The sequence below is a fragment of the Mesobacillus sp. genome (assembly GCF_057785455.1).
In genome coordinates this window covers 84,553-110,040 of the sequence record NZ_JBYNSB010000012.1, presented here as the reverse complement: position 1 = coordinate 110,040, position 25,488 = coordinate 84,553, and the positions used below count along the sequence as shown (strand labels likewise).

Here is a 25,488-nt window from a genome sequence, read left to right as displayed (position 1 = left end):
TTTTCAGTATTAAAACTTCGTCACATAATCAATTAGAATGTCTTTATAAGTTTCAATCGACTGCAGCTCAACAAACTCATCGTCACCGTGCCAGTTGCCTCCGCTTGGCCCGAATTCGATTGCCGGAATCCCGTGTGCTGAAAAATACTGTGTATCTGCCGCGCCATGCTGGCCAAACAGGACAGCCTCACCGCCGATATGCTTTTCAACGACAGGTCTCAGCGATTGGATGAACGGGTCATCCTTTTCAGTCGCTACCGGAGTCCCATGAAGGCCAACGCGCACTTCACCGCCGGAGACATTTTTGATTTGCTCTATAATCAAATCGGGATTCTGTCCTGGAAGATAGCGGATATCAAGCGACATCAAGCACTGGTCCGGAACCTTATTGAAGACTTCGCCGCCAGCAATAATCGCAAGGTTGACGGATGGTGAAGGGTAAAACTCCGAGTTTTCTTTTGTAAAAGGCAGACCGCAAATCTTTTCGTAAACTTTATAAGCCTTCACTATCGCGTTTTCGCCTTCCCATGGACGGCTTCCGTGCGCAGATTTTCCGGTGACCTCCACTTCTAGCCGCAGCACACCTTTTGCCTGCAGAGCGATACCGAGCTGTGTCGGTTCCGAGCAAATCACAAAATCACCGCGGTAGCCATTTTTGACTAAATATCCCGAGCAATTATAGCCGCCAATTTCCTCATCGGAAACGATTTGCAGCTGAATTTTCACTCCAAGCTTCCGGCCCTTCAGTTCGGACATCGTAGCCATCATCACCGCAACCCCGGCTTTCATGTCCGCTGCCCCGCGTGCGTATAAACGCCCTTCTTTTTCAACAGGAATAAATTGATCCTTTTTCCCGGTGACTACATCCACATGGCCATTGAAGACTATCGTTTGATCACCAGAACCAATCTCGCATACTAGCATTTTATATCCGTTATTCTCGATTAAATCAGGCTGTAAATCATGTTCAAGCAGCCATTGCTTGCAAAACTCCACTGCCTGGTTTGCACCTTCCTTAGTGGAGCTGTCTATCAGGATCAGTTCTTTCAATAGTTCCTTCATCACTCGAACACTCCTCTTAAAAAAAGCTCTACCATTACATTACCACTTAAGTACCGATTCAATCTTAAAAAAATTGGCAGGACTTTGTGAGGATAAGAATAAATATAGAATTCGCAAATTTTGTCGTTGATAGGGGGGTTACTTGAATAAAGAGTGATATAGTCCCGTTTTTTTACAAATTCCTTACGAAAAGTTTAGAAAATTCAGGTCTTCCAGTCCATTTCCATCTCTGAGAATCCTCCTATAATTAAAGTCGTGTTCTACTAATTTACTCACTAAGGGGATGGATCTCTTGAAAAAGCCTTTGCGCAAGTTAGGGAAAACGGTTGTTGCAACGACAATGGCATTATCCGTTTTGGCTGGACCTGTATCTTATAAAACGTTTGCGGCTGGCAAGCCAGCAAAAGCTGGAAAAACAACTGAAGTACAGCTTCGTATCATGGGTACGACAGACATTCACACAAACATAGCAAACTACGATTATTATAAAAATGCCGAAGTCCTGGACTTTGGACTTGCAAAGACTGCAACACTGATTAAAAATGCCAGAAAAGAAGAAGCCGGAAAAAACAACCTGCTTTTTGATAACGGGGATCTCATCCAGGGAAATCCGCTTGGTGATTTTAAAGCAAAAGTGGACAAGCTTGAAGATGGTGAAATGCACCCGGTCTTCGAAGCTATGGAACTATTAGATTATGATGGAGCAACAGTAGGTAACCATGAATTCAACTATGGCCTTGATTATCTTGATGAGGTTTTAGACGACGCTCCAATGCCATACGTGAACGCTAATGTATTCAAGTATGATGGTGATGCAAATCCTGATAACGATCAGAACTATTTCAAGCCATACACTGTTTTTAATAAAAAAGTAACCGACGCCAATGGCAAAACCCAGGTGATTAAAGTTGGTGTTGTCGGTGCGGTCACTCCGCAAATCGTCCAGTGGGACAAAGCAAACCTTGATGGCAAAGTCATTACGAAGGATATTGTAAAATCAGTAGAAGCGCAGATTCCGAAAATGAAGGAAGAGGGCGCGGACATTATCGTCGCGCTTGCACACTCCGGAATTGGTGATGAACAAGTCATCGAAATGGAGGAAAACGCAGCATATGACCTGACAAAGGTTGAAGGAATCGATGCCATCATTTCCGGCCATAATCATTTGAACTTCCCAGGAAGCTTCACTGGCCTGCCAGGAGTGGATGCTGAAAATGGCACCATCAACGGCGTTCCTGTCGTCATGCCAGGAAGCTGGGGCAATCAGCTTGGCGTCATGGACCTTACGATTGTAAAAGAAAAAGGCAAATGGAATGTAAAAAGCTCCAAGGCTCAATTAAGAGGAGTATACGATAAAAACACAAAAACAAGCTTGGCTGATCCAGATAAAGCTATCTTAAAAGCTATTGAAGAAGACCATAAAGGCACAATTGATTACGTTAACCAGCCAGTAGGGACCACAACTGCTGATATTCACAGCTATTTCGCATTAGTGCAGGATGACCCTTCAATCCAAATCGTTACGAATGCCCAGAAGTGGTATGTGGAGAAAAAGGTAAAAGGCACAGCTGACGAAAATCTGCCAATCCTTTCTGCGGGCGCGCCATTTAAAGCAGGCGGACGCAATGGATCAGAGTATTACACATACATCCCAGAGGGCACGATCTCGATTCGAAACGTTTCTGACCTTTACCTGTATCCAAATACAGTCGCAACTGTAAAAATCAAAGGCGCAGATGTAAAAGAATGGCTTGAAATGTCTGCAGGCCAGTTCAACCAGATCGATGAGAATAAAACAGAAGAACAAGAGCTGATCAACTCAAGCTTCCCGACATATAATTATGACGTCATTGATGGTGTTACGTATGAAATCGATGTAACAGAGCCAGCAAAATATGATGGCAATGGAACGATTGTTAATGCAGATGCAAACCGTATCAAGAACCTGCAGTACAATGGCCAGCCAATCGATCTTGAACAGGAATTTTTAGTAGTGACGAATAACTACCGCGCTAATGGAAACTTCCCAGGTGTAAAAGAAAAGACAGCAGTGGAAATGTACCCTGATGAAAACCGCCAGGCGATCATTGATTATATCAGTGAGCTTGGAAGCATTGATCCATCTGCTGATAACAACTGGAGCTTTGCAGGAGTAAGCAAGGCACCAAACGTTATATTTACTTCTACACCGAATGCACAGTCGGAACTGCCTGAAAATGGTTTAATCGAATTTGGTGGGGATGCGGCTGATGGTTTTGCAAAATACAAGCTGCATTTGCCAATCGGCCTTCAGCTTCTGGGAATCAATGATTTCCATGGACAGCTGGACACGTACAATTCTAAAATCAATGCAGGCGGCGTTGAGTACCTAGCTGCCTACTTAAAAGAACGCGAAGCGGAAAACCCTAACACATTGCTGCTTCATGCGGGAGATGCGGTAGGCGCAAGTTCTCCGGTGTCCGCCTTATTGCAGGATGAGCCAACAATCAAAATCCTCAACGAGCTAGGCTTTGATGCAGGTACTGTCGGAAACCATGAATTTGATGAAGGCGTAGATGAAATGCTTCGCCTGATCAATGGCGGCAGCCATCCTAAAACTGTTGAGAAGTATGGTGAGTTCGAGGGTGCGGACTTCCCATATGTGGCAGCGAACCTAGTTTATAAGGAAACTGGCGAGAATGTTTTGGAGCCTTACACAATCAAAGAAGTAAATGGAATACCAGTTGGAATTATTGGCGTGGCTTTATCTGATACGCCAAGCATCGTTATTCCAAGTGCGGTGCAAGATGTGGTATTCACTGATGAAACCGAAGCAATCAACACCTACACTGAAGAGTTGAAAGCACAAGGTGTTGAAACAATCGTGGTTTTGGCCCATAATCCATCCTTCTCAAACCCAGACGGTTCAAATGCTGGTGAAGAGCTTGTTGATATTGCTAAAAATGTAGACGATGAGGTAGATGTGCTTCTTGGCGGCCATAATCATGCGTTCACGAATACGAAGGTAGATGGCAAGATTGTCGTTCAATCGTATTCTTCTGGAACAGCATTCTCTGATGTAGATCTTTTAATCAATCCTGTAACAAAGGATGTCATGGTTGGAAAATCAGAAATCGTGACAACTTACCGTGATAAAATCACTCCTGACGCAAAAATCAAAGGGATTCTCGATGAATATGTAGCAGATGTTGCGCCAATTTTAAACGAAGTGATTGGGAAAACTGATGCACCTATCACCCGTGATACAAATGCTGCTGGCGAATCTGCTATGGGCAACCTTGTTGCAGACGCGATGCGTGCCCAAACCGATACAGATTTCGCCTTCATGAATTCAGGCGGTGTACGTGCTGATATCGACGCAGGCGAAATTACCTGGAAGGAAGCATTTACTGTTCAGCCTTTTGGCAATGACCTTGTTAAAATGAATGTCAGCGGACAGGTGATCAAGACGCTGCTGGAGCAGCAGTGGGGCAGTAAGGTCCGCATCATGCCAATATCCGGCTTGAAGGTTACTTATGATGATTCGAGAGCAGCAGGAGACCGTATTGTTTCTATCGTGAAAAATGACGGAACACCTGTTGAGATGGATAAAACCTACTCAATAACAGTAAACAATTACATGGCTGGCGGCGGTGACGGTTATGCCATCCTTGCGACAATTACGGACAAGACGATCGATGTCGTAGATTTAGATGCACTGGTTAACTATATCAAGGCAAAGGGTACTGTTAACCCGCAAATTGACGGCCGTGTTATCAAATTGAATCAATAGAAGAAATGGGGAGAACGCCACGTGCGTTCTTCTTTTTCATGCAAAAAATAACAGTTTCCACTAATTTCCTCATAGGACATAGGAATCAAAATTAGAATTTCGAAATAAAATTTCCCAAGCTAGTATTTTAGTAAAATAATTCCTATTACACTACTTTCTGTTTATAAACCAGGAAAAAAGTATGTTTTAATGGGAAAAGATGTAATTTTTAGTTAAAAACCATCAATATACATAGGTATTTTTTATTATATTTTAAAAATTTACAATATTTTAAAACCTTGCTACAATTCAAAACAGATTCTTCAGAAAATATGAAAAATCAAAACTATTGAAATAGCAGGGGGAATTCTCTTGAAAAAGAAAAGTTCGTTAAAGGTTCTTTCCAGCATGGCGGCAAGCGCAGTTTTCGCTTCCACTTTATTTGCTGGAACGTTTGCAGGAACGACTGCAGCACCGAAACACACTGCTGCAGCAACAACGCCTGAATCTGCACCTATAGATCTGAATATCATTGACCAGGATCGCCTGGCAAAAGCGTTGGAAAAGCGCGGGCTGATTGCTAAGGGTGCTTCACAGGAAGAAATAACAAAAGCAGTTCAAAAGTATATCAAACAGAAGCAGGGCGAAAAGCCAGGCCAAACTGACAAGTCATTGACAAAGGAACAAAAAGAATTTGACCAAAAAGCAAAGGACTTTGTTACCAAGCAAAAAGAAAAGCTTGCAAAACAGCTGAACAAAGGCCATGAAAACTTCAAAAAGGGCAAGCCAACTGGTGCTATAAGCGTAGATCCTGCGAAACAGGCTGGCTACGATGGAGCGGTACGTGAGGATGAGGTTCTAGTCCTTCTTGTTGAATATGCGGATTTCAAGCACAACAACATCGAGCAGGAACCAGGATATATGTATTCTGAAGACTTCAACAAAGAGCATTATGAAAAAATGCTATTTGGGGACGAAGATTTCACACTTTTCAATGGTGAGAAAGTAAAAACCTTCAAACAATATTATGAAGAGCAATCGGGCGGAAGCTATACAGTTGATGGAAAAGTTTCTGAATGGCTGACAGTACCAGGAAATTATAAGGATTACGGCAGTGATAACCCTGATGGCGGGCATGACAATGCACCAGGTACAAAAGGACCTCGTGGACTAGTTAAGGATGCTTTGAATGCAGCTGTTGCTTCTGGCATTAATTTGGCAGACTACGATAAGTTTGACCTTTATGACTTGGATGGTGACGGAGATCAAAATGAACCAGACGGCCTGGTTGACCACTTGATGATCCTTCATGCAGGTGTTGGACAGGAAGCTGGCGGCGGAGCACTTGGAGACGATGCGATCTGGTCACACCGATGGGTATTAAATGGTGTTTATCCAGTTGCGAACACAACTGCGGCAGTTCCTTACTGGGGCGGAAAAATGGCTGCTTACGATTACACAATCGAGCCTGAAGACGGAGCAGTAGGCGTATTCGCTCACGAATTTGGACATGACCTGGGTCTTCCAGATGAGTATGACACTCAGTACACCGGACACGGTGACCCTGTAGCTTCATGGTCAATCATGTCAGGCGGAAGCTGGAACGGTAAAATCGCGGGAACAGAAGCACCAAGCTTCTCACCACAAAACAAGGAATTCTTCCAAAAGACAATGGGTGGTAACTGGGCGAACATTACAGAAGTAAATTATGAAGACATTGATAAAAATGGACTTTCAACAGTTATTGACCAGAGTGTCACAAAATCCGAGAACCCAGGGATTGTAAAAGTAAACCTTCCTGGCAAAGAAGTCAAAGGCATCCAAACTGAATTTGGCAATAAGTACTACTACAGCGAAAAAGGCGATGACCTTCATACAGCATTGGAAACTCCAGTATTTGACTTAACAGCTGCAAACGCTGCTGAGTTCACTTACAAAGCGAATTTCGAAGTTGAGTTCGATTATGACTATGTTTATGTAAATGCAGTAGTTGAAGGAGAGAAAGAGCCAGTACTACTTGATACAATCGGCGACGAAAACACTGCAGACGGCATGGAAACAACAAGTGGCGCATGGGTAGACAAGACTTATGACCTGAGCCAATTCGCTGGAAAGAAAGTTAAACTTGTATTTGAATACGTAACTGACGGCGGCCTTGCTCCAGAAGGTTTCGCAATGGACGAGCTTAAGCTGACAGTTGATGGTGAAGAAGTATTCGCTGATGGCGCTGAAGGTGAAGCCGCTGTAACACTTGACGGCTTCATCCAGACAAACGGTATCTTCCTGAAAAACCACTATTACTACCTTGAGTGGAGAAACTACGCTGGTTCTGACAAAGCATTGCTAGAAGGACGCGGCGTGAAGTACAACACTGGTATGGTCGTATGGTATGCGGATGATTCATTCACGGATAACTGGGTTGGTGTCCATCCAGGTGAAGGCTTCCTTGGACCAGTTGATGCACATCCAGAGGCGATTGTAGGAACGCTAAATGGGGAAGATTCAATTACTGGTAGCACACGCTATCAAGTAGCAGATGCGGCTTTCTCTTATGATAAGGCACCATCATGGTATATCGATTCTCCATCTCGCGGTATCTATGATTACAAAGGACTTAAAGGTGTAACAACATTCGATGATTCAAAATCTTACATGAACGAAATGATTCCTGATGCAGGACGCAAGGTTCCGCAATTGGGCCTTAAGTTCCAGGTAATCGGCGAAGCGAAAGACAACTCTGCCGGCGCAGTATGGATCCATAAATAAGACTTTAAGACATCGGGCGGTTTTTCGCCCGGTGTCTTTTTATGAATTGGAAAAAACGCGCGGAATCTCCAGTTCGCCAATTATATTTTCGCCAGAAAAGTTGTGGATTTCACCAATAAAGTGAGAGACCGCGCTATTCACACAAAAAACTGACCTATTTTTCAGGGGAAACTGGACTTATTCCATCGTTTTAGCTAGTATCATTACTAGAAAGCTTAAGCAGAAGGAGAAAATTATGTCAGAGACTCAACCAATTATCGCGCAACTGAATCCGTTCCTGCAGCAGGCCTGGGAAAAGGCTGGTTTCCAGACGCTGACTTCTGTCCAATCCTCAACGATTCCTTTAATAATAGAAGGAAAAGATGTGTTGGCGGAATCACCGACAGGTACTGGTAAAACCCTTGCGTATTTGCTGCCGGTTTTAAATAAGATTGACACGAAGCTGCAGAATACACAGGCTGTCATCCTGGCTTCCTCTCAGGAATTGGTGATGCAGATCCTTTCTGAGATCAAGAAGTGGGGAGAAGGCACCGATATCAAAGCAGCGACACTGATCGGCGGCGCCAATTTGAAACGCCAGCTCGACAAGCTGAAAAAAAGCCCTCATATTATTGTAGGAACACCGGGCCGCACCAATGAACTGATCAAGCAAAAGAAACTGAAGATGCACAAGGTCCATACGGTCGTTCTTGATGAAGGTGACCAGCTGATGACTCCGGAACACAGAGAAACGGTAAACGCTATCGTCAAGTCCACGCTTGCGGACCAGCGCCAGCTGCTTCTGTTTTCAGCGACGCTTCCTCCGGCAGTGGAACAGGCGGTGAAACCACTTGCTAAGGATCCGGAAGTCATCAGAGTAAAAAAGGACGAAACAATCGAAGCGGCAAATGTGGAGCATATTTATTTCGTCAGCGAGCAGCGTGACAAAATCAAAATCCTTGAAAAAATTGCCCGCCTGAAAGGCACAAAATCGCTTGTTTTTATTAAAGACATCGCGAACCTTACCATCGCCGTTGAAAAGCTTAAGTTCAAGGATCTTCATGTTGGGCAGCTCCACAGCGACCTGCCGAAGCAGGACCGCCAGCGCTACTTGAAAAAATTCCGCGACGGTAACAGCGAAATGCTGCTGGTAACCGACATCGCAGCGCGCGGTTTGGATATTAAAGGCGTAACGCATGTCGTCCATTTCGACTTCCCGAGGGAACAGGAACAGTATATCCACCGCTCCGGACGTACAGGCCGTTTCGGTGCAGAAGGAACCGTCATCTCCATCGTCAACGAAAGAGAAGAACGGGACCTGAAAAAGTTCTGCAAGGCGCTGAACATCAACCCGATACTAAAAGAGTTCTACAGAGGCGAAATCGTCGACGCAGAAAAATAACAACACCACGCTACAGGTCTTCCTGTAGCTTTTCTTATTAAAAAAGGATTTTAAAGAAAACATTAAGAATATATAAAGGTAGCTTATATTGGAAAGGAATAAAAAAATGAACAATCCACGATTGAAAAAGCTGTTGGAAGAGTGGCTTCCGGAAGCGACGATTGATGAGATGCAGGCGAAAATGGAAAGCGGCGAGCTGACGTCATATGATCTTGTGCTGATGTACCAGGCCCGGGTTGCTGCTTTTGATAAAACCATCAATTCTGTATTGGAACTAAATCCTGATGCCCTTCACATCGCGGCTTCCCTTGATTCGGAGCGCAAGCAGAAAGGGGCAAGGGGACCGCTCCATGGAATCCCGGTGCTGCTGAAGGACAATATTGATACCCATGATAAAATGCATACGAGTGCAGGCTCTCTGGCACTGAAGGATTCGATAGCGCCGGAGGATTCCTTTGTAGCCGCTAAGCTGAGGGAAGCGGGTGCAGTTATTCTTGGTAAAACAAATTTAACAGAGTGGGCAAATTTTATGGCGAACGGAATGAAGAGTGGCTACAGTTCACGCGGCGGCCAGGTTCTAAATCCATATGGCCCTGCAGAATTTGAGGTGGGCGGCTCAAGTGCGGGATCCGGTGCAGCGATTGCAGCGAATCTTGCAGCAGTGGCAGTTGGCACTGAAACAGACGGATCGATTTTAAATCCTGCTTCACAAAATTCACTAGTCGGGATCAAGCCAACAGTCGGCCTGGTGAGCAGAAGCGGAATCATCCCGATTGCACACACTCAGGATACAGCTGGCCCGATGGCGAGAACGGTGAGGGATGCGGTCTATCTGCTGGAGGCAATCTCCGGCCAGGATGCTGGCGACCCGGCGACAATGGTGGCACAGCCGGAGCTGAATCATAGTCAGCTTTTTGACAAAGAAGCCTTGAAGGGAACGAAGCTGGGTGTTGCCCGTGAAGAGTATATTGGCAAGCTGTCAGCTGATCAGAAGCGGATTTTTCAAGAAGCAGCGGCGAAGCTTGAAGAGCTTGGCGCGGAACTGGTTGAAGCGGCGATTCCAGCCTCCAAGGCCAATTGGGGCGATAAAGTTCTCGGCTATGAGTTCAAGGCTGATTTGAATGCGTACTTAAGCAGGCTGCCGGCACATTTCCCGATCAGGACATTGGCGGATGTGATTTCTTTCAATTACGATCATGGGGATAAAACATTGAAGTATGGCCAGGAGGTCCTGCTTGAATCTGAGGCTACAAGCGGAACATTGACGGAGGCGGAGTACCTGGAGCAGCTGGAGTACAATTTGTATATGTCGCGCGAACAGGGTGTTGACTATGTGTTGAAGGAATACGGCGTGGACGCAATCCTTTTCCCAATGGACGGTTCGACGATCGCATCGAGGGCGGGATATCCTTCTGTCACAGTGCCAGCAGGCTTCACATCAGAAGGCGAGCCGGTCGGCATTACTTTTACCGGAACAGCCTTCAGCGAACCATTGCTCATCAAGCTTGCCTATTCCTTCGAGCAGGCGACGATGGCGCGCAGGGCACCGGAGCTTGGAATAAGCAAGGATGAAAAAATCCATACTACTTCTTGAATCCACAAAAAGGAGCGAGGAAGTATGGGCAGAACGAAGCTTGGAAATGGCAACGCACAGCGAAACAATAATAAGAAAAAAGGCAATAATACACCTGAAGAACTGGTCGAATTCACTACTGGCCAAAAAGAGAAAAAGCTGAATAATCCGATCGATTAAACGAAAAAAGTGTCCCATCCGTGCAGGAAGGGACACTTTTTTCATGCCAGCTGAAAATCAGTGATTCTCGACTTAATGCGCGCCGCTCTTATCAAAATTGCTTCCCGATGCATCGGCAACGTTCTCAATTGCCACTAACGCATTAGGGTCGATATCGTATACAGTGGACCTGAGCGTCGATAATTCGATCCGGCTCACGATGGTATAAATGATTTTCTTCGGTTCGTTTGAGAAGACACCCTGTCCATGGATATACGTCATGCCGCGTCCGACGGTTTTCAGCAGTTCCTCGGCAATCTCCTCCGGCGTGTCCGAAATGATCGTGACGGATTTCAATTCCTCCATACCTTCGACGACTACATCAATCATTTTAAAAGCGATGAAATAAGTGATGATCGAGTACATCGCTGTATCCCAGCTGAACACGAGCAATGCGGCGAGGATAAAGATGAAAAAGTTCATCACCATGACGAGCTGGCCAACTGAAATAGTCCGGTTTTTGCTGACAAGGATTGCGACGATTTCCGTGCCATCCAAAGCTCCGCCAGCACGGATAACAAGGCCGACACCGGTGCCGAGGATGACCGCGCCAACAATCGTAGCCAGGAACAGATCGGTCGTAACCGGCTCAAAATGATGCAGGTATGCAGTAGCGGCAGATAAAACCACAACTCCGTACAATGTATTAAGCGTAAATTTCAAACCCATCCGTTTGTAGCCAATATACAAAAACGGCAGGTTCAATACAATCAGGAATATACTCATTGAGACACCTGTCAGTTCCGCGGCAATGATGGACAGACCGATGACTCCTCCGTCAAGAATCGCATTGGGAACCAAAAACATATCAAGCCCAAATGCTGCAATAATCGCGCCGATTGTTATCACGATCAGCCGCTGAATCTCTTTCGCCACACTTTTCTTCTTTGTTTTTGCCACAGTAAATCCAACCCTTTTCTATTAAAAATCAAACCATCAAATTTTGTACTATATATATTGTATCAAACTTTTTTAAAACTCAAGACAATCACCGTCCTGTTTGGGCTAATAGGAAAATATAACTTTTTTCAAATTTATAGGCTCTTTTCTAATACTTTGTTGCTATTCTATAAATTTTTGAAAGAAAACACTCATTTTCAAAAAGGTGAATATATGTTTTTTAAGAAAGGCTTTGTAATAAAAGGCTGTTGATTTCCGTTCCAGGCGCTTCGCTTTCCGCGGGGCCGGCGCTGAGCCTCCTCGCCGCCGTTGGCGTCTGCGGGGTCTCACCTGTCCGTCTAATCCCGCAGGACTCTGAAAAGCATCCTTGAATGGGCCCACGCACGATGGAAATGCGTTAGCATTTTCGGAGGAGTCTACGCGCCTTCCACTCCAATCAACAGGATCTAAATTCAATATTTATGAAGGAAACAATCTTTGCGAAAACAGCCAATTTATATTTTCCTAACGCATAAGTGCAACTTCGCCTCTGTCTTCGCCTTTAAGGGCTTGCCAATCGGCGAGTTTTCTGTATATTTTTAGATTATATAACCAGGATTAGAAAATAGGCATATTTGGGTATTGAGGAGAGAAAGATTCTACAGAAAACCGGAGGGACCATTTTGGCTAACGATACTCAAGTTAAATATAGATCAAATACTAGGCAGCAGGAATCTGGGCAGCGGAAGAAAAGAAAACCGCTGCAATCAGAAAATATCACTCAACAGAGCGCTGAAAAGGCGAAGCAGAATCCTAAGATGAAAAAAATCAAGGAAACTTCAAATCCGAAGGCGGAAACTGCCGGGACAAAAGCAGTCACCAAGCAGGCTAATCAAACCAACGAGACTAAGTCTGCAGATGACAAGTCACAGCAAAACGCTAAGCGAAATACCGGCCAATCCAAAAATAGCGGAACCGGAGAGCAAAACGGAAGCCGCAAAAACAGCAGCACAAAAATTGCATCAGAAAAAAATAATAGCGGACACCCCAACAAAACCGAGAACAAAAACAACAATGGAAACAAAAATCAAAGCAATAATAAGGACAATAAGCGGAAGAGTGCTAATGTACAAGATGCGAATGGGAAGCGGGATAACAGGGAATCAGTTCCTTCCAAACAAAATCAAAGCGGCCAACAAAAGAGTAACCCAAATAGCAAGCAGGACGCAGAAAACTCAAGCCAGGAGCATGAGGTGAACCATAAGGAGCAATCGGGACGGTTTGAGACCGCTTTTAACCGAATCCATAAAGCTTTAAGGGAAATGGTGAAGGAAACCGACAGCGATGCGTTTGTTGAGCTCCTGTACTCAGGCTATAAGAATCATTCATTAATCCGCAAATATAAAAGTGAGCTGCACCAGTTTGCGAAGCTGCGCAATGCGATTGTCCATGAGCGGGTGAATGCGGATTTCTATATCGCGGAACCGCATATCGAGGTCGTTGAACAGATTGAGGAAATCTGCCGCGAATTTGAAAAGCCGCAAACGGCCCTTTCAATCGCAACAAGCCCGGTATTCTACTATTATGAAGATGCGTATCTGAAAGATGTGCTGAAGGTAATCAACAAGTTTGATTTCACGAGATTCCCGGTTTATGACAAGGATGATAAATATGTCGCACTGCTAACTTCGACAGAAATCATCCAGTGGATGGCCAAGCATTTTTCAAGTGAAGTTATTCATTTTGAAGATGTCCGGATCAAGGACCTTCTGACGAAAGGGAAAAACTACTTTGTTACCTTCGTCAAAGAGGAAACCTCGCTCTATGAAATCGAGGAACTTTTTGAACGCTACCATACGAGAGGGAAGAAGCTGCAGGCAGTCATCATCACCGAAACAGGCGACCGCCACGGCACGCCAATCGGTGTCATCACGCCATGGGATCTGCTTGACAGCGAGCCTTCTGAAGACTGATTCGCACCAGAACAATCAATTGACGAGAGTCCTTTTTAGTTGATATACTTCAGCTATTAATAGGACTCTTTTCTTATGGCTGTTTTAAAAAATGCCCGTAATGAAGAGAGAAAAATATACTCTTATCCAGAGCGGCAGAGGGACAGGCCCTGTGAAGCCCGGCAACCTTCCTGTAAAGGGGAAAGGTGCTAATTCCTGAAGAGTCAACGTCTGAAGATGAGAGAGGATAGCCAAGCGCTAAAGCCTCTTCTTATTGGAAGAGGTTTTTCTTTTTTACAAATCATACAAAGCAGGTGGACAAATTGGCAGGCAAGTTCGAGACAGAAGTAGTTCATTCATTGCATAAAAAAACAGATGGCATCAAAAGCAAGGCAACGCCGATCTATCAAACTTCCGCATTTACGTTTAACAATCTCGATGAACTGGAGGGCTTTTACCAGGGAGAAGGCAATTATCTTTATTCACGTGTCGGCAATCCGAATACAGACGAACTGGGCCAGTCTGTAGCGGCGCTTGAGCAGGCACCGGACGGGGCAGCGGCATCTTCGGGTCTGGCCGCCATCCTTGCAGGCGTGCTGGCAGTCGCAAAGAACGGTGACCATATCGTTGCCGCGGCCGATTTGTATGGCGGCAGCTTTCATCTGTTAAAATCAGAGCTGCACAACTTCGGCATCGAAACAACATTTGTTCCTTTCACTGATTTGCAGAAAGTAGAAGCTGCAATCAAGGAAAATACGAAGCTGCTATACACGGAATCGATCACGAACCCTTTGCTGCGGGTTGAAGATCTTGAAGAGGTCATTTCGGTTGCAAAGAAACACAAGCTTGCTGTTCTTGTTGACAATACCTTTGCGACTCCTCTCCATCTTAAACCGTTCCTGCTGGGGGCTGACCTTGTCGTCCACAGCGCCACGAAGTATATCGGCGGCCATAGTGATGTGACTGCAGGTGTCGTCGTCGGCCGGAAGGACCTGATTGCTGAGGCGCGGTCGAGGATCGTGAACCTTGGAGCCAACCTCAGTCCTTTTGAGGCATGGCTGACGTGCCGCGGCTTGAAGACACTTGCACTAAGGATGAAGGCACAGTCCGAGAATGCCAGATTGCTCGCCGAAAAGCTTCGTGCAAATGACAAGGTTGCCAGGGTCTATTATCCTTTTGAAAAAGGGGAAAAAGGATTTGGCGCCATCGTCACGATTGAACTGGGACAAAATGTGGATACGGATTTATTTTTCAAATCGCTTGGCTGGGTGAAGATTGTTCCGACCCTTGCTGGAGTGGAAACAACAGTGTCCCATCCGCTGAAAACGTCTCATCGTGCTCTTCCGCCGGAGGCTCAGGCAGAACTTGGAATCACCTATGAAGTAGTGCGGATTTCTGTCGGGATCGAGCATGCAGAGGATATTATTGCCCAATTTGAGTCAGCTTTGGAAGCCTCTGTAAAATAAATAAAATAGCACTTGAAAACTGTTCGACATTATGTTTACGCCTCCTTCAGACGGGTATCTTTAAAGGGACTACTCGTCTAAAGGAGGCTTTTAATATGTATTATGAACATGAAAAACATCTAGTTGGAGTATACGATAATGAGCGTGAGGCAATCCAGGCTGTTGAGGACCTGAAAAGACAAGGCTACTCAACAGAAGACATCTCTGTTATCGGTAAAAACGATGAAGAAGTGGATCACATTAACGAAGCAACCGGTACGAAGACTGAGGAAGGTCTTGCTGCAGGTGCAGCAACAGGCGGCGTTCTAGGCGGCCTGACAGGTTTATTGGCTGGTATTGGTGCATTGGCGATTCCTGGAATCGGGCCAATCGTGGCAGCTGGTCCAATTGCTGCAACCCTTACAGGTGCGGCAGTCGGCGCAGGTGCAGGCGGTCTTGCTGGAGCACTGATTGGAATGGGTATTCCAGAGGATGAAGCAGACCGTTATGAAGGCTATGTAAAAGAAGGTAAAATTCTTGTTGTCGTTGAGCGCGACGAAAACCGGGTTGGCTTGAATGACACAAACGTAACACGTACGCAGCAGCCGGTCGATGCACCACTGACATCGGACAACCCTGCTAATACTCGTTTTGACAACACTCGCGATTTTTAATTTGATGCCATAGAAAAGAGGCTGCCATTGACTTGGCAGCCTTTTGGCATTGTTTCAGCATTATTTTTTATTGTCATCCTCTGTCCGAGAATCAAGCAAATCAATCCTGCTGGCGTCATCTACATTCAATGAGGAAAAAATAAAATACATAAGAGCTCCGCCCATTAACCCAAGGCAAATGGAAAAACCGATGGTCATCACCCAGAGATAGCCCATAATCGCATTCCTCCCTTGTTAAATCTATATGCAGCATGTGTGTGTTGTTTTCTTACAGGCACGAAAAAAACCAATTCCGCTGTATATTTCACGAAGAATTTCTCAAGCTAACCTTGAGGAGGAATGCTTTATGGGAAAAAAAGCAATACTGGCATTGATGCTGCTGTTTTGGTTCGTTCCGGCCAGTACTTTGGCACAGCAGATACATATTGTTGAATCAGGTGATACTATGTGGAAAATCTCCATGCGTTATCAGGTGGGATTAACGGAAATCATCTCAGCCAATCCGCAGGTCAAAAATCCAGCCATGATTTATCCAGGCCAAAGAATCAATATTCCAGGCCAGGGGACAGCAAGGAGCATAGACGAAGAGATCGTCAGGCTGACCAACGCAGAACGCTCCAAGCATGGCTTGCCGCAGCTTGTTAACGATTCTCAGCTCTCACGGGTGGCAAGATACAAATGTGTTGATATGCGGGACAGGAATTATTTTTCCCATAGAAGCCCTACCTACGGCGACCCATTCAATATGATGCGAAGCTTCGGTGTCACTTATCGGAGCGGTGCCGAGAACATCGCAGCTGGCCAAAGGACGGCAGAAGATGTCGTACAGGCATGGATGAACAGCCCCGGTCACCGGAAGAATATCCTGAACGGGACGTACACCCATATGGGAACGGGTTACGCATCAGGCGGCGATTACGGTCATTATTGGACACAGCTGTTTATTGCCAGGTAAGGGAGCACCCCTGTTAAAAATTATCAGGTTCCGTAAATCTTGGTTGTCGACAAAGGCAGCGAGATTTCTCTCGCTCTCTTTGTTTTTTCTAGAAAGACAGATAGAAAGTGTGTGTTGCCATCCAGGAATCAATGGGCAATGATGTTCCAGTTTATAAATGATAGGTGGAATTTCACCAATTTTTTTGCTGCATGAGCACCACCTAAAATATAATTTAGAACTTTTCCTGTAAGAGTTCCTTTAAAGTGGCTCTAACGGATAGCTTTTGCGCTTTTCCTGAGGAAGCAGTCCTTTTGACTGGCTCTAACGGACAGCTTTTACGCTTTTCCTGAGAAAGCAGTCCTTTTAAGTGGCTCTAACGGACAGCTTCAGCGCATTTCCTGTTAAAGCAGTCCTTATGACTGGCTCTAACGGACAGCTTTTGCGCATTTCCTGTTAAAGCAGTCCTTATGACTGGCTCTAACGGACAGCTTTTACGCTTTTCCTGTTAAAGCAGTCCTTATGACTGGCTCTAACGGACAGCTTTAGCGCATTTCCTAAGAAAGCAGTCGTTTTAAGTGGCTCTAACGGACAGCTTTTGCGCATTTCCAGTGAAAGCAGTCCTTTTAAGTGGCTCTAACGGACAGCTTTAGCGCATTTCCAGAGAAAGCAGTCGTTTTAAGTGACTCTAACGGACAGCTTTTACGCATTTCCAGAGAAAGCAGTCGTTTTAAGTGACTCTAACGGACAGCTTTTGGGAATTAACAGTGAAAGTAGTTTTTATGACAGATTTAACATGGGTGTTTTCTAAACTTGATGTTTATAAGCAAACAAGTAATAAATTCATTTACGAATACCAAACGAAAAAAAATCCAGTAAAAAAAGCCGTCCAGAAGTGATATTCTGGCCGGCTTTCCTTTTTTTTTAGCATCGGTACTGGCAATCCGCGGATGAAACGTGGCGATCGCCGCGTTTCCATAATCGATATAGAGCTTTGCCGTCACTGAGGCCGCCGCCTGGATAATCCATTGGCAGTATGGCAAAGAACAGGTAATAAAATGAAAAATAAATAAACTGGTAAGCAATCATTGAGGGTTCGAATAATCCAAACCATATCAAAAGGTTGAGCAGCAAAATGCTTAATAGATTAAATAGCGATCCACCCGATAAAATAAACGTTTTCGATAAGCGATTATCAAAGGTTACATATTCGAATTCGCAGTCTCCCGACCAGAAATAAAATTTATGGATGTCGATTTTCCAAACAGAGAATAGGTATTTTCCGCTCCCAAGCGTCACGCGTATTCCTTTCGCCCCAAAAATGGCCGCAAAGGTGATATGCCCCAGCAAATGAATGATGATCACCACTGGGAAGATTAAAAAGAATCCCCACAGAAATTTGAATATATCTTGAAGTCCGAACATGATGTAATGACCTCCTTGCTGGACAAAATTTCTATAAAACAGCTTGCGCCCCTTAAACGGGCTGCCCTCTACCTGATACCCGTTAAAACAATGAAATAACAGCTAATTTATTCCTTCTAAAAGGCAAGGTACCAACAGTCCTGCCTGTTGCTCCGCCTCAGGTCCTACTCCAAAATCAAGCTCAGGCTCGTTATGGAATTTTTGCCAGAGAGGTAAGATGTAACCATAAGAGATAAGGAGGAATTGAAAATGAAAAAATTTGGTTTAATCGTTGCTGGTGGCATCGCGGCTATGGTGCTGATTTCAAATCTTGGACCGCTGGTCGGCCTAGCCGTCAGTTTGCTGGTTCTGTACTTTGCCGTAAAGCAATTCTTAAAGTCGAACTCAACAGCAGCAAAAATCGGCTGGGGCATCGCAGGGTTCATCATCCTGATGGCAACAGCCTCAAACGTGCCAGCCATCCTCGGAATCGCCGCCGCTTATGTCCTGTACCTGGTATATAAAAACTGGGACAAAAAAGAAGAAGCGATCCAGCAAGAAAACGACCCATTCAACAACTTCGAAAAGCAATGGGCTCAGTTGAAGAACAACTAGGTGTGAAGAAAGGTTCTGTTTCAGCCCCCATTTTTTTTAAAAACATGTTGATTGTAGTGGAAGGCGCGTAGACTCCTGCGGGAGCAGCTGGACAGGTGAGACCCCGCAGGAGCAAAGCGACGAGGAGGCTCAGCGCCAGCCCCGAGGAAAGCGAAGCGCCTGGAACGGAAATCAACAGCCTTATTTACAAAGCCAAAAAGTAATCAATCAAAAAAACTTTAAATCAAGAGGAGAGAACCTAAAATGACAAATCTATTAACAAGACTTAAAAACACAATCATGGCGGATCTGCACGAGGCACTTGATAAAAAGGAAAACAAGAATCCAATCGCACTGCTGAACCAGTATCTGCGTGAATGCGAAGTGGAAACAGAAAAGGTCAGGAAGCTGGTTGAGCGACAAGGCCAGCTGAAGGAGCAATTTGCGAGAGAACATCACCAGGCGCTCGAAATGGCTGAAAAGCGCAAATATCAGTCTGAAGTGGCGATGAGAGCGGGCGAAACGGAGCTGCAAAACTTCGCTGCCGAGGAGCAGGCTCAATTTGAGGAAAGAGCAGCCAGGTTGCAGGAGGCTATGGAGAATGCCGCGAAGCAGCAGCTGGAGCTTGAACGGAAATATGAAGATATGAAGCATAAGCTGAAGGATATGCATATCCGCCGCATGGAGCTGATGGGCCGCGAGAATGTAACGCGCGCGAACTATCGCATGGATCAGGTGCTTGAGAACAATGCTTATTCAGATAAAGGGAGCTCAACGTTCGCAGACATGGAAACCTACCTCGACAATCTCGAGCAGAAGGTGAACAGCTCTTACTACCGCAGCACGATTGACGGAAGGATTGCCCAGCTGGAAAAAGAAATGAAATCACAAGAAACACATTCTATTTAATAGGCAAAACATGGTATTCTTAAGAGGCGCAGGCAGCTGCGCCTTTTGGGATATCACCCCGATAGACTTCAATCAAAATTCCTCAAACTATGTGATTCCATAAACGATTGATTCAAGGATAAGAGGAAGGGAGGAGAGCAGAATGTTAAACAACTTAAAGAAGGATTATATCAGCTGGATCGCAATCACAGGACTGATTCTGCTGTTGCTGGAGGTCTCGTTCTTTAATGAAGGCCTGATTTTCTCCCTTCTTGCCAGCGGGGCGATGATTTATTTTGGGCGATCCCTAGTCCCTAAGAAGTCCGGTAAGCTTCTTTTCTGGGGCGGGCTATTCTTTTTCCTGAGCAGTGTGTTCAGCATGATGACATTCAGGTTCTTTTTGCTGGCCGTCCTGATTTATCTGGCATACCAGTTTGCTCAGTCGAAAAAGAAGCCACAGGTGATTACGCCAGTTTTACAGGAGCCGGTTCTGGAAAAGAAGCAGGAAACCCTGATTGAAAAACCCCCGCTTTTTAACAACAGGCTGTATGGACATCAGGAAACACCGCCGCATGTGTATGAGTGGAATGATGTCAATATCCAGACTGGGATTGGCGACAGTGTCATTGACCTGAGCCTGACTGTATTGCCAAAGGGAGAAACGGTTATTTTCATCCGCAATATTATTGGCAATGTGAAGGTCTTTGTGCCATATGATTTAGAGGTGACGGTCCGCCATTCTGCGCTTATCGGTTCTGCCGAGGTATTTGAGCATGAAGAGGGCCGGGTGCTGAACCAGAGTTTATTCCTGCAGACCCCAGGCTATGAAGAGGCAGAGCAAAAGGTGAAAATCTTCACTTCGATGGTGATTGGCGATATCGAGGTGAAGCGGATATGACCTCAGCGATGCGCCAGATTTTATGGGGATTGACGCTTGGCATCATTCTTTTTGCCGCAGTGACTGTCTCATACTTACTTGTTTTTCCGATTGCCCGGCTTTCGGACCTATGGAACCGGGAACTGATGGACATCCCGTTCATCCTTTTTGCTTTTAGCATTAGCGTTGTGTTGGGTGCAGCCTTTGGTTTGGGCTCGGGAATCTATTGGCGCCGGCAATTCAAGCTGGTGGACAGCTGGCTGTTCCAGCTTGAGGAAGGGCAGCAGCCTGAAATTGATCAGAATACTAGTTTTGCAGAAATTTTATCGATATCGAAAAGAGTCGGGAAGCTTCACAAGCAAATCTCGGAAAAAGCGATGCTGTCTCAGCGGCTTGCGACTGAAAAAGCGGAGGAGCAGGAATCACGCATCCAGGAAATCATTTCACAGGAGCGAAACAGGCTTGCCCGGGAGCTTCATGATTCTGTCAGCCAGCAGCTGTTCGCGGCTTCAATGATGATGTCAGCAATCAATGAAACGAAGGCTCCGTCTGATGACCGGGAATCGAAGCAATTAAAGATGGTCGAAGAGATGATCCATCAATCGCAGCTCGAGATGAGAGCCCTGCTTCTGCATCTTCGTCCGGCTGCCCTTAAAGGGAAAAGCCTGCAGGAAGGAATCGAGGAGCTATTAATCGAATTAAAGCAAAAAGTCACAATGAATATAAAATGGAAGGTCGAGGAGTTCCCACTAGACAAGGGTGTCGAGGACCATCTGTTCCGGATCCTTCAGGAATCGGTATCAAACACGCTTCGCCATGCAAAAGCGGAGCATCTTGAAATTCTGCTCATCAAGAGGGACGATAAGGTCATCCTGAGAATTGTTGATGATGGTCGCGGATTCAATGTGGAAGAAATGAAAGCAGGATCCTATGGCCTCCAGAATATGCATGAACGCGCCGGGGAAATCGGCGGCGCACTGAAAATTGTCAGTGTGGAAAATAAAGGAACCAGGCTTGAGGTCAAGGTTCCAATTTTAGTGGTGGCGGGTGAGAAGCATGATTAAAGTTGTTTTTGTAGATGACCATGAAATGGTTCGGATCGGAGTTTCCTCGTATCTATCCGCACAGCCGGACATCGAGGTTGTCGGGGAAGCGGATAATGGAAGGACAGGAGTCGAAATGGCTCTTTCGCTGCGTCCGGACATCATCCTGATGGACCTGGTCATGAAAGAAATGGATGGAATCGAAGCAACAAGGCAAATCATCGAAAAATGGCCGGAAGCAAAGGTTATCATTGTTACGAGCTTCCTTGATGATGAAAAAGTGTACCCTGCACTTGAAGCGGGTGCGACGAGCTATATGCTGAAAACATCGAAGGCAAGTGAAATCGCCAACGCGGTTAGGGCTACATATGCTGGGCAGCCAGTCCTTGAGCCGGAAGTAACAGGTAAAATGATGATGAAGATGCGCCAGAAGAATACCATACTGCCGCACGAAGAGTTAACCGAGCGTGAAATGGAAGTGCTGAAGCTAATCGCCGAGGGCAAGACCAACCAGGAAATTGCCGACGAGCTGTTCATTGCATTAAAAACAGTCAAAACTCATGTCAGCAATATCTTAAGCAAGCTGCAGGTCCAGGACCGGACCCAGGCTGTGATCTATGCTTTCAGGCATTCGATTGTAAAATAAAGCTCATCGATAGCCATACAAGAAAAGGAGCTGGTTATATGGAAGGATTAGCGGGTTTGTTTGGATTCTTTGGTATCATGGCTTCACTCGGTATTCCAATCGTCATGATTGCTTTATTTGTCATGCTGGTGACGAGCACAAAAAGGCAGGAAGCAATCTTAAATGAAATTCTTCTAGAGCTGAAAAAGAAGGATGGAAATAAGGAGTTCATAGAAAAATAGACACAAAAAAGAGGCCATCCAGGCCCCGAACATCCTAATTCGCTTCCTTTTCGATTACATCTAATTTCATAAGCATTTCGCTTAAGGCTATGGATATGACTTCCCGTTCTTCAAATTCATTTGGATAATGGGAAGCGCAATTTATATAATCATGCTTTTCAGCAAGCTTTTCTTTTATTTTTTTGCACATCCAGAGCTGGTAATCTGAAAGTTCCAAGTGTCTAAGCATTGCCACCCACTCCTTCGTTAGTCATTAATTACCCGCCACCGCAGCGTGCTTAAACGCTTTAACCGAAGAATTCTCTTGATTTGAAAAAATTGGGAAAAGAGCCTAAAAGCTTGAAGCAGCGCGGTTATTAGGACTTTAATCAAACATTTGATTAAAGATAAAATGGTACGTCTTAGGCGAATTCCTTCATTATTTTATCCTTGGAAATTAATTTTAGTTTCATACCAAGATGATTGTAGTGGAAGGCGCGAAGACTCCTCCGAAAATGCTAACGCATTTCCATCGTGCGTGGGCACGTTCAAGGAAGCTAATCAATGTCCTACGGGATGAAGCGGACAGGTGAGACCCCGGTAGAAATGGCCCGAGAAGAAGGGGCCATTTTACCCCGCAGGAGCGATAGCGACGAGGAGGCTCACCGGACGCCCCGTGGAAAGCGAAGCGCCTGGAACGAAAATCATCATTTTTAAGGAACACTTTTGAAAAAACTTGCTATTATATTGAAGGAATAATAAAATAAGAGTGAATATTTAATGAACGGAGGTGAGGAGAGATGATCAAGACTGTTTTTGTGCGCGGATTCTGGAACGAATTCCTATATTTTTGCCGTGCAAAATTTGCTGTTGCAGCTGCCAACGGGACACGTATGCCCTTTTTTAGCAGTTCAATATCAAAACAAAACGGTAGGATCATCTCTTTTCCCGCTTAAAAACAAGCATCGGTGAGAAAGGGAGGGCTCTATGCCCTCCTTTTGTTTTAACTGATATTTGGAGCCAGGAGCAGAGCGTCTGCCCCTGGCTTTTTTGCGTCCAATTTTTGCAAGGGGCCAGGTGCAGCAATACTGCGAATGCTTTTTAGTGGAAAGGGGAGGTCGTTTAGGAGGATAAAATTATGATCACATGCAGTGTTAACAATATAAGCAAAATGTACGGCGGAAATCTTATCTTTCAGGATATGAGCTTTGAAATTAGTGAGAAAGACCGGGTCGGATTGGTAGGCAGGAATGGCAGCGGCAAAACTACGCTGTTAAGACTGATTGCAGGCATGGAAGAGCCGGACAGCGGCAAGATACACTGGAAAAAGGGATTGAAGATTGGCTATTTGGCCCAGATTCCGGTCTATGATCCAGAGATGACAGTCAGGGATGTGCTTGTGACCGCCTTTGATGAGCTTGTTGCAGCCCAGCAGGAGATGAAAAAGCTGGAGGAAGAAATGGCTGCAGCCGCGGAGGATTCGGTCAGGCTTGAAAGACTGCTTGTGAAATACGGAGGGCTTCAGGAGAAATTTTCTCTTGGCGGCGGTTACGAGATGGAAGCGAATATCGACCGGATTGCCAATGGCCTGAATATTCCCGGCCTGCTTGATTCAAATTTCAACAGCCTCAGCGGCGGTGAGAAAACAAAGGCTGGGCTGGCATTGAGCTTGCTTCGAAACCCTGATCTGCTTCTGCTGGATGAGCCGACAAACCATCTTGATATTATGGCCGCAGAATGGCTGGCAGAGTTTCTGTCGGATTACGATGGAACGGTTATCATCATTTCGCATGACCGTTATTTCCTTGATGAAACAGCGACAAAGATCCTTGATATGGAGGATGGGGAGATTGAGCTGTATCATGCCAATTACTCAGGCTTCCTTAAGGAAAAGGAAGAAAAACTGCTGCGGGAATTCCAGGCGTACGAGGAACAGCAGCGCAAAATCAAAAAGATGAAGGAAGCAATAAAGCGCCTTCGTGATTGGGCAAACCGGTCAAACCCGCCCAGCTCTGCATTGCACAAGCGGGCCACCAATATGGAAAGGGCATTGGCGAGGATGGAGAAGCTCGACCGCCCGATCTTGAACAGGAAGAAAATGAACTTCGAGCTCGAAACTGGGGCGCGCAGCGGGAAAGATGTGCTCGTGTTCGATGATGTTAAAAAGTCGTTCGGCAGCAGGCAGTTATTCAGTAAAGTCAATCTGCAGCTGAAGTACCAGGACCGGGCGGCAATCGTCGGTGAGAATGGTTCAGGAAAAACGACGCTGCTGAAGTTCATCCTGGGTGAGCTGATACCTGATCATGGAGAAGCAAGGCTTGGCAGCAATGTAAAAATTGGTTATTTATCACAGCACATGGAACTTTCAAGCAAGGACGGAACGGTACTGGACGCCTTCCGCAGTGAGGTCGTCATGAATGAGGGGGAAGCGAGAAATGTACTTGCCGGCTTCCTGTTCTACGGGCCAGCCGTCTTCAAGAAGGTCTTACAATTGAGCGGGGGAGAACGGATGAGGCTGCGACTAGCCCAGCTGATGCACCAGGACTTGAATTTCCTCATCCTCGATGAACCGACGAACCATCTTGATATTGATTCCCGCGAAGTGCTTGAGGAAGCACTCGACGGATTCGAAGGCACCCTGCTCGCAGTATCGCATGACCGCTTTTTTCTGAATAAGCTGTTTGATAAAATATATTGGCTGGAAAGCGGCGAACTGACGGAAGTCGAAGGGAATTACGGCAGAGCTCGTGTGAAAATGGCTCAGTGGAGGAAGCAGCGGGAAGAAGAACCTGTTCCATTAATTGAGCCGGTTAAGCAGCCTGCGGCAGCTAAAGCCGTAAAAAAGGCTGCTGACCAAATCGATGAAGGCAAGCTCCTCGACCGAATTGAGGCCATCGAGAACGAGATTGCTTCACTTGAAAGTAAAATGTCGGCAATATCAGATTTGGATGCATTACAGGGACTGTATGCTGAAAAAGAAAAGATGGATGAAGAACGGGATAGTCTATATGTGATGCTTGAGAATATATCGTAAAACATTAAAAGCTCAGAGTGCGCTCTGAGCTTTTCTTTTTCAATCAATCCGCAAGTCCACAATACTACTCAATCTGAATGAATTTCGTCCTCAGAAGCTTTTCCTTAATATTGTCCGGACTTGTCTCATATGTATATAGAAGTAAATGAGACAAGATTGGGAGAGA

The 25,488-nt window shown here is 45.5% G+C and carries 22 protein-coding genes and 1 riboswitch; of the genes, 17 read left to right on the top strand and 5 right to left on the bottom strand.

Annotation, left to right across the window (positions count from 1 at the left end; genetic code table 11):
- Positions 1 to 9: 9 nt before the first annotated feature.
- Entirely contained in the window at positions 10 to 1,062 is a 1,053-nt protein-coding gene (locus AC3EBE_RS03160) for a M20 family metallopeptidase (protein ID WP_488593556.1), read from the bottom strand.
- A gap of 283 nt (positions 1,063 to 1,345) precedes the next feature.
- Here AC3EBE_RS03160 and AC3EBE_RS03155 point away from each other — a divergent pair, with 283 nt between their 5' ends.
- The 5 genes from AC3EBE_RS03155 to AC3EBE_RS03135 all read left to right on the top strand — a co-directional run bounded on the left by AC3EBE_RS03155 (position 1,346) and on the right by AC3EBE_RS03135 (position 10,713).
- A complete protein-coding gene (locus AC3EBE_RS03155) occupies positions 1,346 to 4,834 on the top strand; it encodes a bifunctional 2',3'-cyclic-nucleotide 2'-phosphodiesterase/3'-nucleotidase (RefSeq protein ID WP_488593555.1) in 3,489 nt (1,162 codons plus the stop codon).
- A 351-nt stretch (positions 4,835 to 5,185) separates the two neighbouring features.
- Positions 5,186 to 7,579, top strand: a complete 2,394-nt coding sequence (locus AC3EBE_RS03150; protein WP_488593554.1) for an immune inhibitor A domain-containing protein — start codon at positions 5,186 to 5,188, stop codon at positions 7,577 to 7,579.
- Between the two features lie 235 nt (positions 7,580 to 7,814).
- Positions 7,815 to 8,960: a DEAD/DEAH box helicase gene (locus AC3EBE_RS03145; protein ID WP_488593553.1), complete on the top strand. Its 1,146-nt coding sequence runs from the start codon at positions 7,815 to 7,817 to the stop codon at positions 8,958 to 8,960.
- A gap of 106 nt (positions 8,961 to 9,066) precedes the next feature.
- Entirely contained in the window at positions 9,067 to 10,554 is a 1,488-nt protein-coding gene (locus AC3EBE_RS03140) for an amidase family protein (protein ID WP_488593552.1), read from the top strand.
- 24 nt (positions 10,555 to 10,578) lie between these two features.
- Positions 10,579 to 10,713, top strand: coding sequence for a hypothetical protein (locus AC3EBE_RS03135; protein ID WP_488593551.1), 135 nt, complete (start codon positions 10,579 to 10,581; stop codon positions 10,711 to 10,713).
- 72 nt (positions 10,714 to 10,785) lie between these two features.
- Here AC3EBE_RS03135 and AC3EBE_RS03130 read toward each other — a convergent pair whose 3' ends face one another.
- Positions 10,786 to 11,652: a YitT family protein gene (locus AC3EBE_RS03130; RefSeq protein ID WP_488593550.1), complete on the bottom strand. Its 867-nt coding sequence runs from the start codon at positions 11,650 to 11,652 to the stop codon at positions 10,786 to 10,788.
- Between the two features lie 662 nt (positions 11,653 to 12,314).
- On the opposite strand from AC3EBE_RS03130, the gene AC3EBE_RS03125 reads away from it, so the two are divergent.
- The 3 genes from AC3EBE_RS03125 (at position 12,315) to AC3EBE_RS03115 (ending at position 15,702) form a co-directional block, all read left to right on the top strand.
- The gene (locus AC3EBE_RS03125; protein WP_488593549.1) at positions 12,315 to 13,604 is read left to right on the top strand and encodes a CBS domain-containing protein; all 1,290 of its coding nucleotides are present in this window, start codon (positions 12,315 to 12,317) and stop codon (positions 13,602 to 13,604) included.
- A 119-nt stretch (positions 13,605 to 13,723) separates the two neighbouring features.
- Positions 13,724 to 13,827: riboswitch (SAM riboswitch) on the top strand.
- A gap of 79 nt (positions 13,828 to 13,906) precedes the next feature.
- A complete protein-coding gene (locus tag AC3EBE_RS03120) occupies positions 13,907 to 15,049 on the top strand; it encodes a trans-sulfuration enzyme family protein (protein WP_488593548.1) in 1,143 nt (380 codons plus the stop codon).
- Between the two features lie 95 nt (positions 15,050 to 15,144).
- Entirely contained in the window at positions 15,145 to 15,702 is a 558-nt protein-coding gene (locus AC3EBE_RS03115) for a general stress protein (protein ID WP_488593547.1), read from the top strand.
- Positions 15,703 to 15,762: 60 nt separating this feature from the next.
- On the opposite strand, the gene AC3EBE_RS03110 is transcribed toward AC3EBE_RS03115, so the two are convergent.
- Positions 15,763 to 15,918, bottom strand: coding sequence for a hypothetical protein (locus AC3EBE_RS03110; protein WP_488593546.1), 156 nt, complete (start codon positions 15,916 to 15,918; stop codon positions 15,763 to 15,765).
- A 130-nt stretch (positions 15,919 to 16,048) separates the two neighbouring features.
- On the opposite strand from AC3EBE_RS03110, the gene safA reads away from it, so the two are divergent.
- Positions 16,049 to 16,657 carry a SafA/ExsA family spore coat assembly protein gene (gene safA / locus AC3EBE_RS03105; protein ID WP_488593545.1) on the top strand — a complete coding sequence of 203 codons (609 nt, stop codon included), beginning with the start codon at positions 16,049 to 16,051 and terminating at the stop codon, positions 16,655 to 16,657.
- A 903-nt stretch (positions 16,658 to 17,560) separates the two neighbouring features.
- Here safA and AC3EBE_RS03100 read toward each other — a convergent pair.
- Positions 17,561 to 18,061 (bottom strand): hypothetical protein, encoded by a 501-nt coding sequence (locus tag AC3EBE_RS03100; protein WP_488593544.1) that lies wholly within the window; start codon positions 18,059 to 18,061, stop codon positions 17,561 to 17,563.
- A gap of 249 nt (positions 18,062 to 18,310) precedes the next feature.
- Here AC3EBE_RS03100 and AC3EBE_RS03095 point away from each other — a divergent pair, with 249 nt between their 5' ends.
- From AC3EBE_RS03095 to AC3EBE_RS03070, 6 genes are all read left to right on the top strand, one after another.
- Positions 18,311 to 18,655 carry a lmo0954 family membrane protein gene (locus tag AC3EBE_RS03095; protein WP_488593543.1) on the top strand — a complete coding sequence of 115 codons (345 nt, stop codon included), beginning with the start codon at positions 18,311 to 18,313 and terminating at the stop codon, positions 18,653 to 18,655.
- 243 nt (positions 18,656 to 18,898) lie between these two features.
- On the top strand, positions 18,899 to 19,543 hold the full coding sequence (locus AC3EBE_RS03090) for a PspA/IM30 family protein (RefSeq protein ID WP_488593542.1): 645 nt from the start codon (positions 18,899 to 18,901) through the stop codon (positions 19,541 to 19,543).
- 142 nt (positions 19,544 to 19,685) lie between these two features.
- On the top strand, positions 19,686 to 20,420 hold the full coding sequence (gene liaF / locus AC3EBE_RS03085) for a cell wall-active antibiotics response protein LiaF (RefSeq protein ID WP_488593541.1): 735 nt from the start codon (positions 19,686 to 19,688) through the stop codon (positions 20,418 to 20,420).
- Entirely contained in the window at positions 20,417 to 21,463 is a 1,047-nt protein-coding gene (locus AC3EBE_RS03080) for a sensor histidine kinase (RefSeq protein WP_488593540.1), read from the top strand. Before liaF ends, AC3EBE_RS03080 begins: the two co-directional genes overlap by 4 nt.
- A complete protein-coding gene (locus tag AC3EBE_RS03075) occupies positions 21,456 to 22,088 on the top strand; it encodes a response regulator (protein ID WP_488593539.1) in 633 nt (210 codons plus the stop codon). Before AC3EBE_RS03080 ends, AC3EBE_RS03075 begins: the two co-directional genes overlap by 8 nt.
- Positions 22,089 to 22,126: 38 nt before the next feature.
- Positions 22,127 to 22,309 carry a hypothetical protein gene (locus AC3EBE_RS03070; protein ID WP_488593538.1) on the top strand — a complete coding sequence of 61 codons (183 nt, stop codon included), beginning with the start codon at positions 22,127 to 22,129 and terminating at the stop codon, positions 22,307 to 22,309.
- Between the two features lie 34 nt (positions 22,310 to 22,343).
- On the opposite strand, the gene AC3EBE_RS03065 is transcribed toward AC3EBE_RS03070, so the two are convergent.
- Complete coding sequence (locus AC3EBE_RS03065) at positions 22,344 to 22,538, bottom strand: hypothetical protein (protein WP_488593537.1); 195 nt, start codon at positions 22,536 to 22,538, stop codon at positions 22,344 to 22,346.
- 550 nt (positions 22,539 to 23,088) lie between these two features.
- On the opposite strand from AC3EBE_RS03065, the gene AC3EBE_RS03060 reads away from it, so the two are divergent.
- Both AC3EBE_RS03060 and abc-f read left to right on the top strand, forming a co-directional pair.
- Positions 23,089 to 23,244 carry an RAxF-45 family protein gene (locus AC3EBE_RS03060; RefSeq protein WP_488593536.1) on the top strand — a complete coding sequence of 52 codons (156 nt, stop codon included), beginning with the start codon at positions 23,089 to 23,091 and terminating at the stop codon, positions 23,242 to 23,244.
- A gap of 182 nt (positions 23,245 to 23,426) precedes the next feature.
- The gene (gene abc-f / locus AC3EBE_RS03055; RefSeq protein ID WP_488593535.1) at positions 23,427 to 25,322 is read left to right on the top strand and encodes a ribosomal protection-like ABC-F family protein; all 1,896 of its coding nucleotides are present in this window, start codon (positions 23,427 to 23,429) and stop codon (positions 25,320 to 25,322) included.
- Positions 25,323 to 25,488 lie beyond the last annotated feature (166 nt).

Coding starts and splice junctions, on each gene's coding strand:
- safA (WP_488593545.1), top strand. CDS start 16,049: ATGGGAAAAAAAGCAATACTGGCATTGATGCTGCTGTTTTGGTTCGTT.
- AC3EBE_RS03080 (WP_488593540.1), top strand. CDS start 20,417: ATGACCTCAGCGATGCGCCAGATTTTATGGGGATTGACGCTTGGCATC.
- AC3EBE_RS03075 (WP_488593539.1), top strand. CDS start 21,456: ATGATTAAAGTTGTTTTTGTAGATGACCATGAAATGGTTCGGATCGGA.
- AC3EBE_RS03115 (WP_488593547.1), top strand. CDS start 15,145: ATGTATTATGAACATGAAAAACATCTAGTTGGAGTATACGATAATGAG.
- AC3EBE_RS03110 (WP_488593546.1), bottom strand. CDS start 15,918: ATGGGCTATCTCTGGGTGATGACCATCGGTTTTTCCATTTGCCTTGGG.
- abc-f (WP_488593535.1), top strand. CDS start 23,427: ATGATCACATGCAGTGTTAACAATATAAGCAAAATGTACGGCGGAAAT.
- AC3EBE_RS03060 (WP_488593536.1), top strand. CDS start 23,089: ATGATCAAGACTGTTTTTGTGCGCGGATTCTGGAACGAATTCCTATAT.
- AC3EBE_RS03135 (WP_488593551.1), top strand. CDS start 10,579: ATGGGCAGAACGAAGCTTGGAAATGGCAACGCACAGCGAAACAATAAT.
- AC3EBE_RS03155 (WP_488593555.1), top strand. CDS start 1,346: ATGGATCTCTTGAAAAAGCCTTTGCGCAAGTTAGGGAAAACGGTTGTT.
- AC3EBE_RS03145 (WP_488593553.1), top strand. CDS start 7,815: ATGTCAGAGACTCAACCAATTATCGCGCAACTGAATCCGTTCCTGCAG.
- AC3EBE_RS03100 (WP_488593544.1), bottom strand. CDS start 18,061: ATGTTCGGACTTCAAGATATATTCAAATTTCTGTGGGGATTCTTTTTA.
- AC3EBE_RS03090 (WP_488593542.1), top strand. CDS start 18,899: ATGACAAATCTATTAACAAGACTTAAAAACACAATCATGGCGGATCTG.
- AC3EBE_RS03065 (WP_488593537.1), bottom strand. CDS start 22,538: ATGCTTAGACACTTGGAACTTTCAGATTACCAGCTCTGGATGTGCAAA.
- AC3EBE_RS03160 (WP_488593556.1), bottom strand. CDS start 1,062: ATGAAGGAACTATTGAAAGAACTGATCCTGATAGACAGCTCCACTAAG.
- AC3EBE_RS03140 (WP_488593552.1), top strand. CDS start 9,067: ATGAACAATCCACGATTGAAAAAGCTGTTGGAAGAGTGGCTTCCGGAA.
- liaF (WP_488593541.1), top strand. CDS start 19,686: ATGTTAAACAACTTAAAGAAGGATTATATCAGCTGGATCGCAATCACA.
- AC3EBE_RS03070 (WP_488593538.1), top strand. CDS start 22,127: ATGGAAGGATTAGCGGGTTTGTTTGGATTCTTTGGTATCATGGCTTCA.
- AC3EBE_RS03095 (WP_488593543.1), top strand. CDS start 18,311: ATGAAAAAATTTGGTTTAATCGTTGCTGGTGGCATCGCGGCTATGGTG.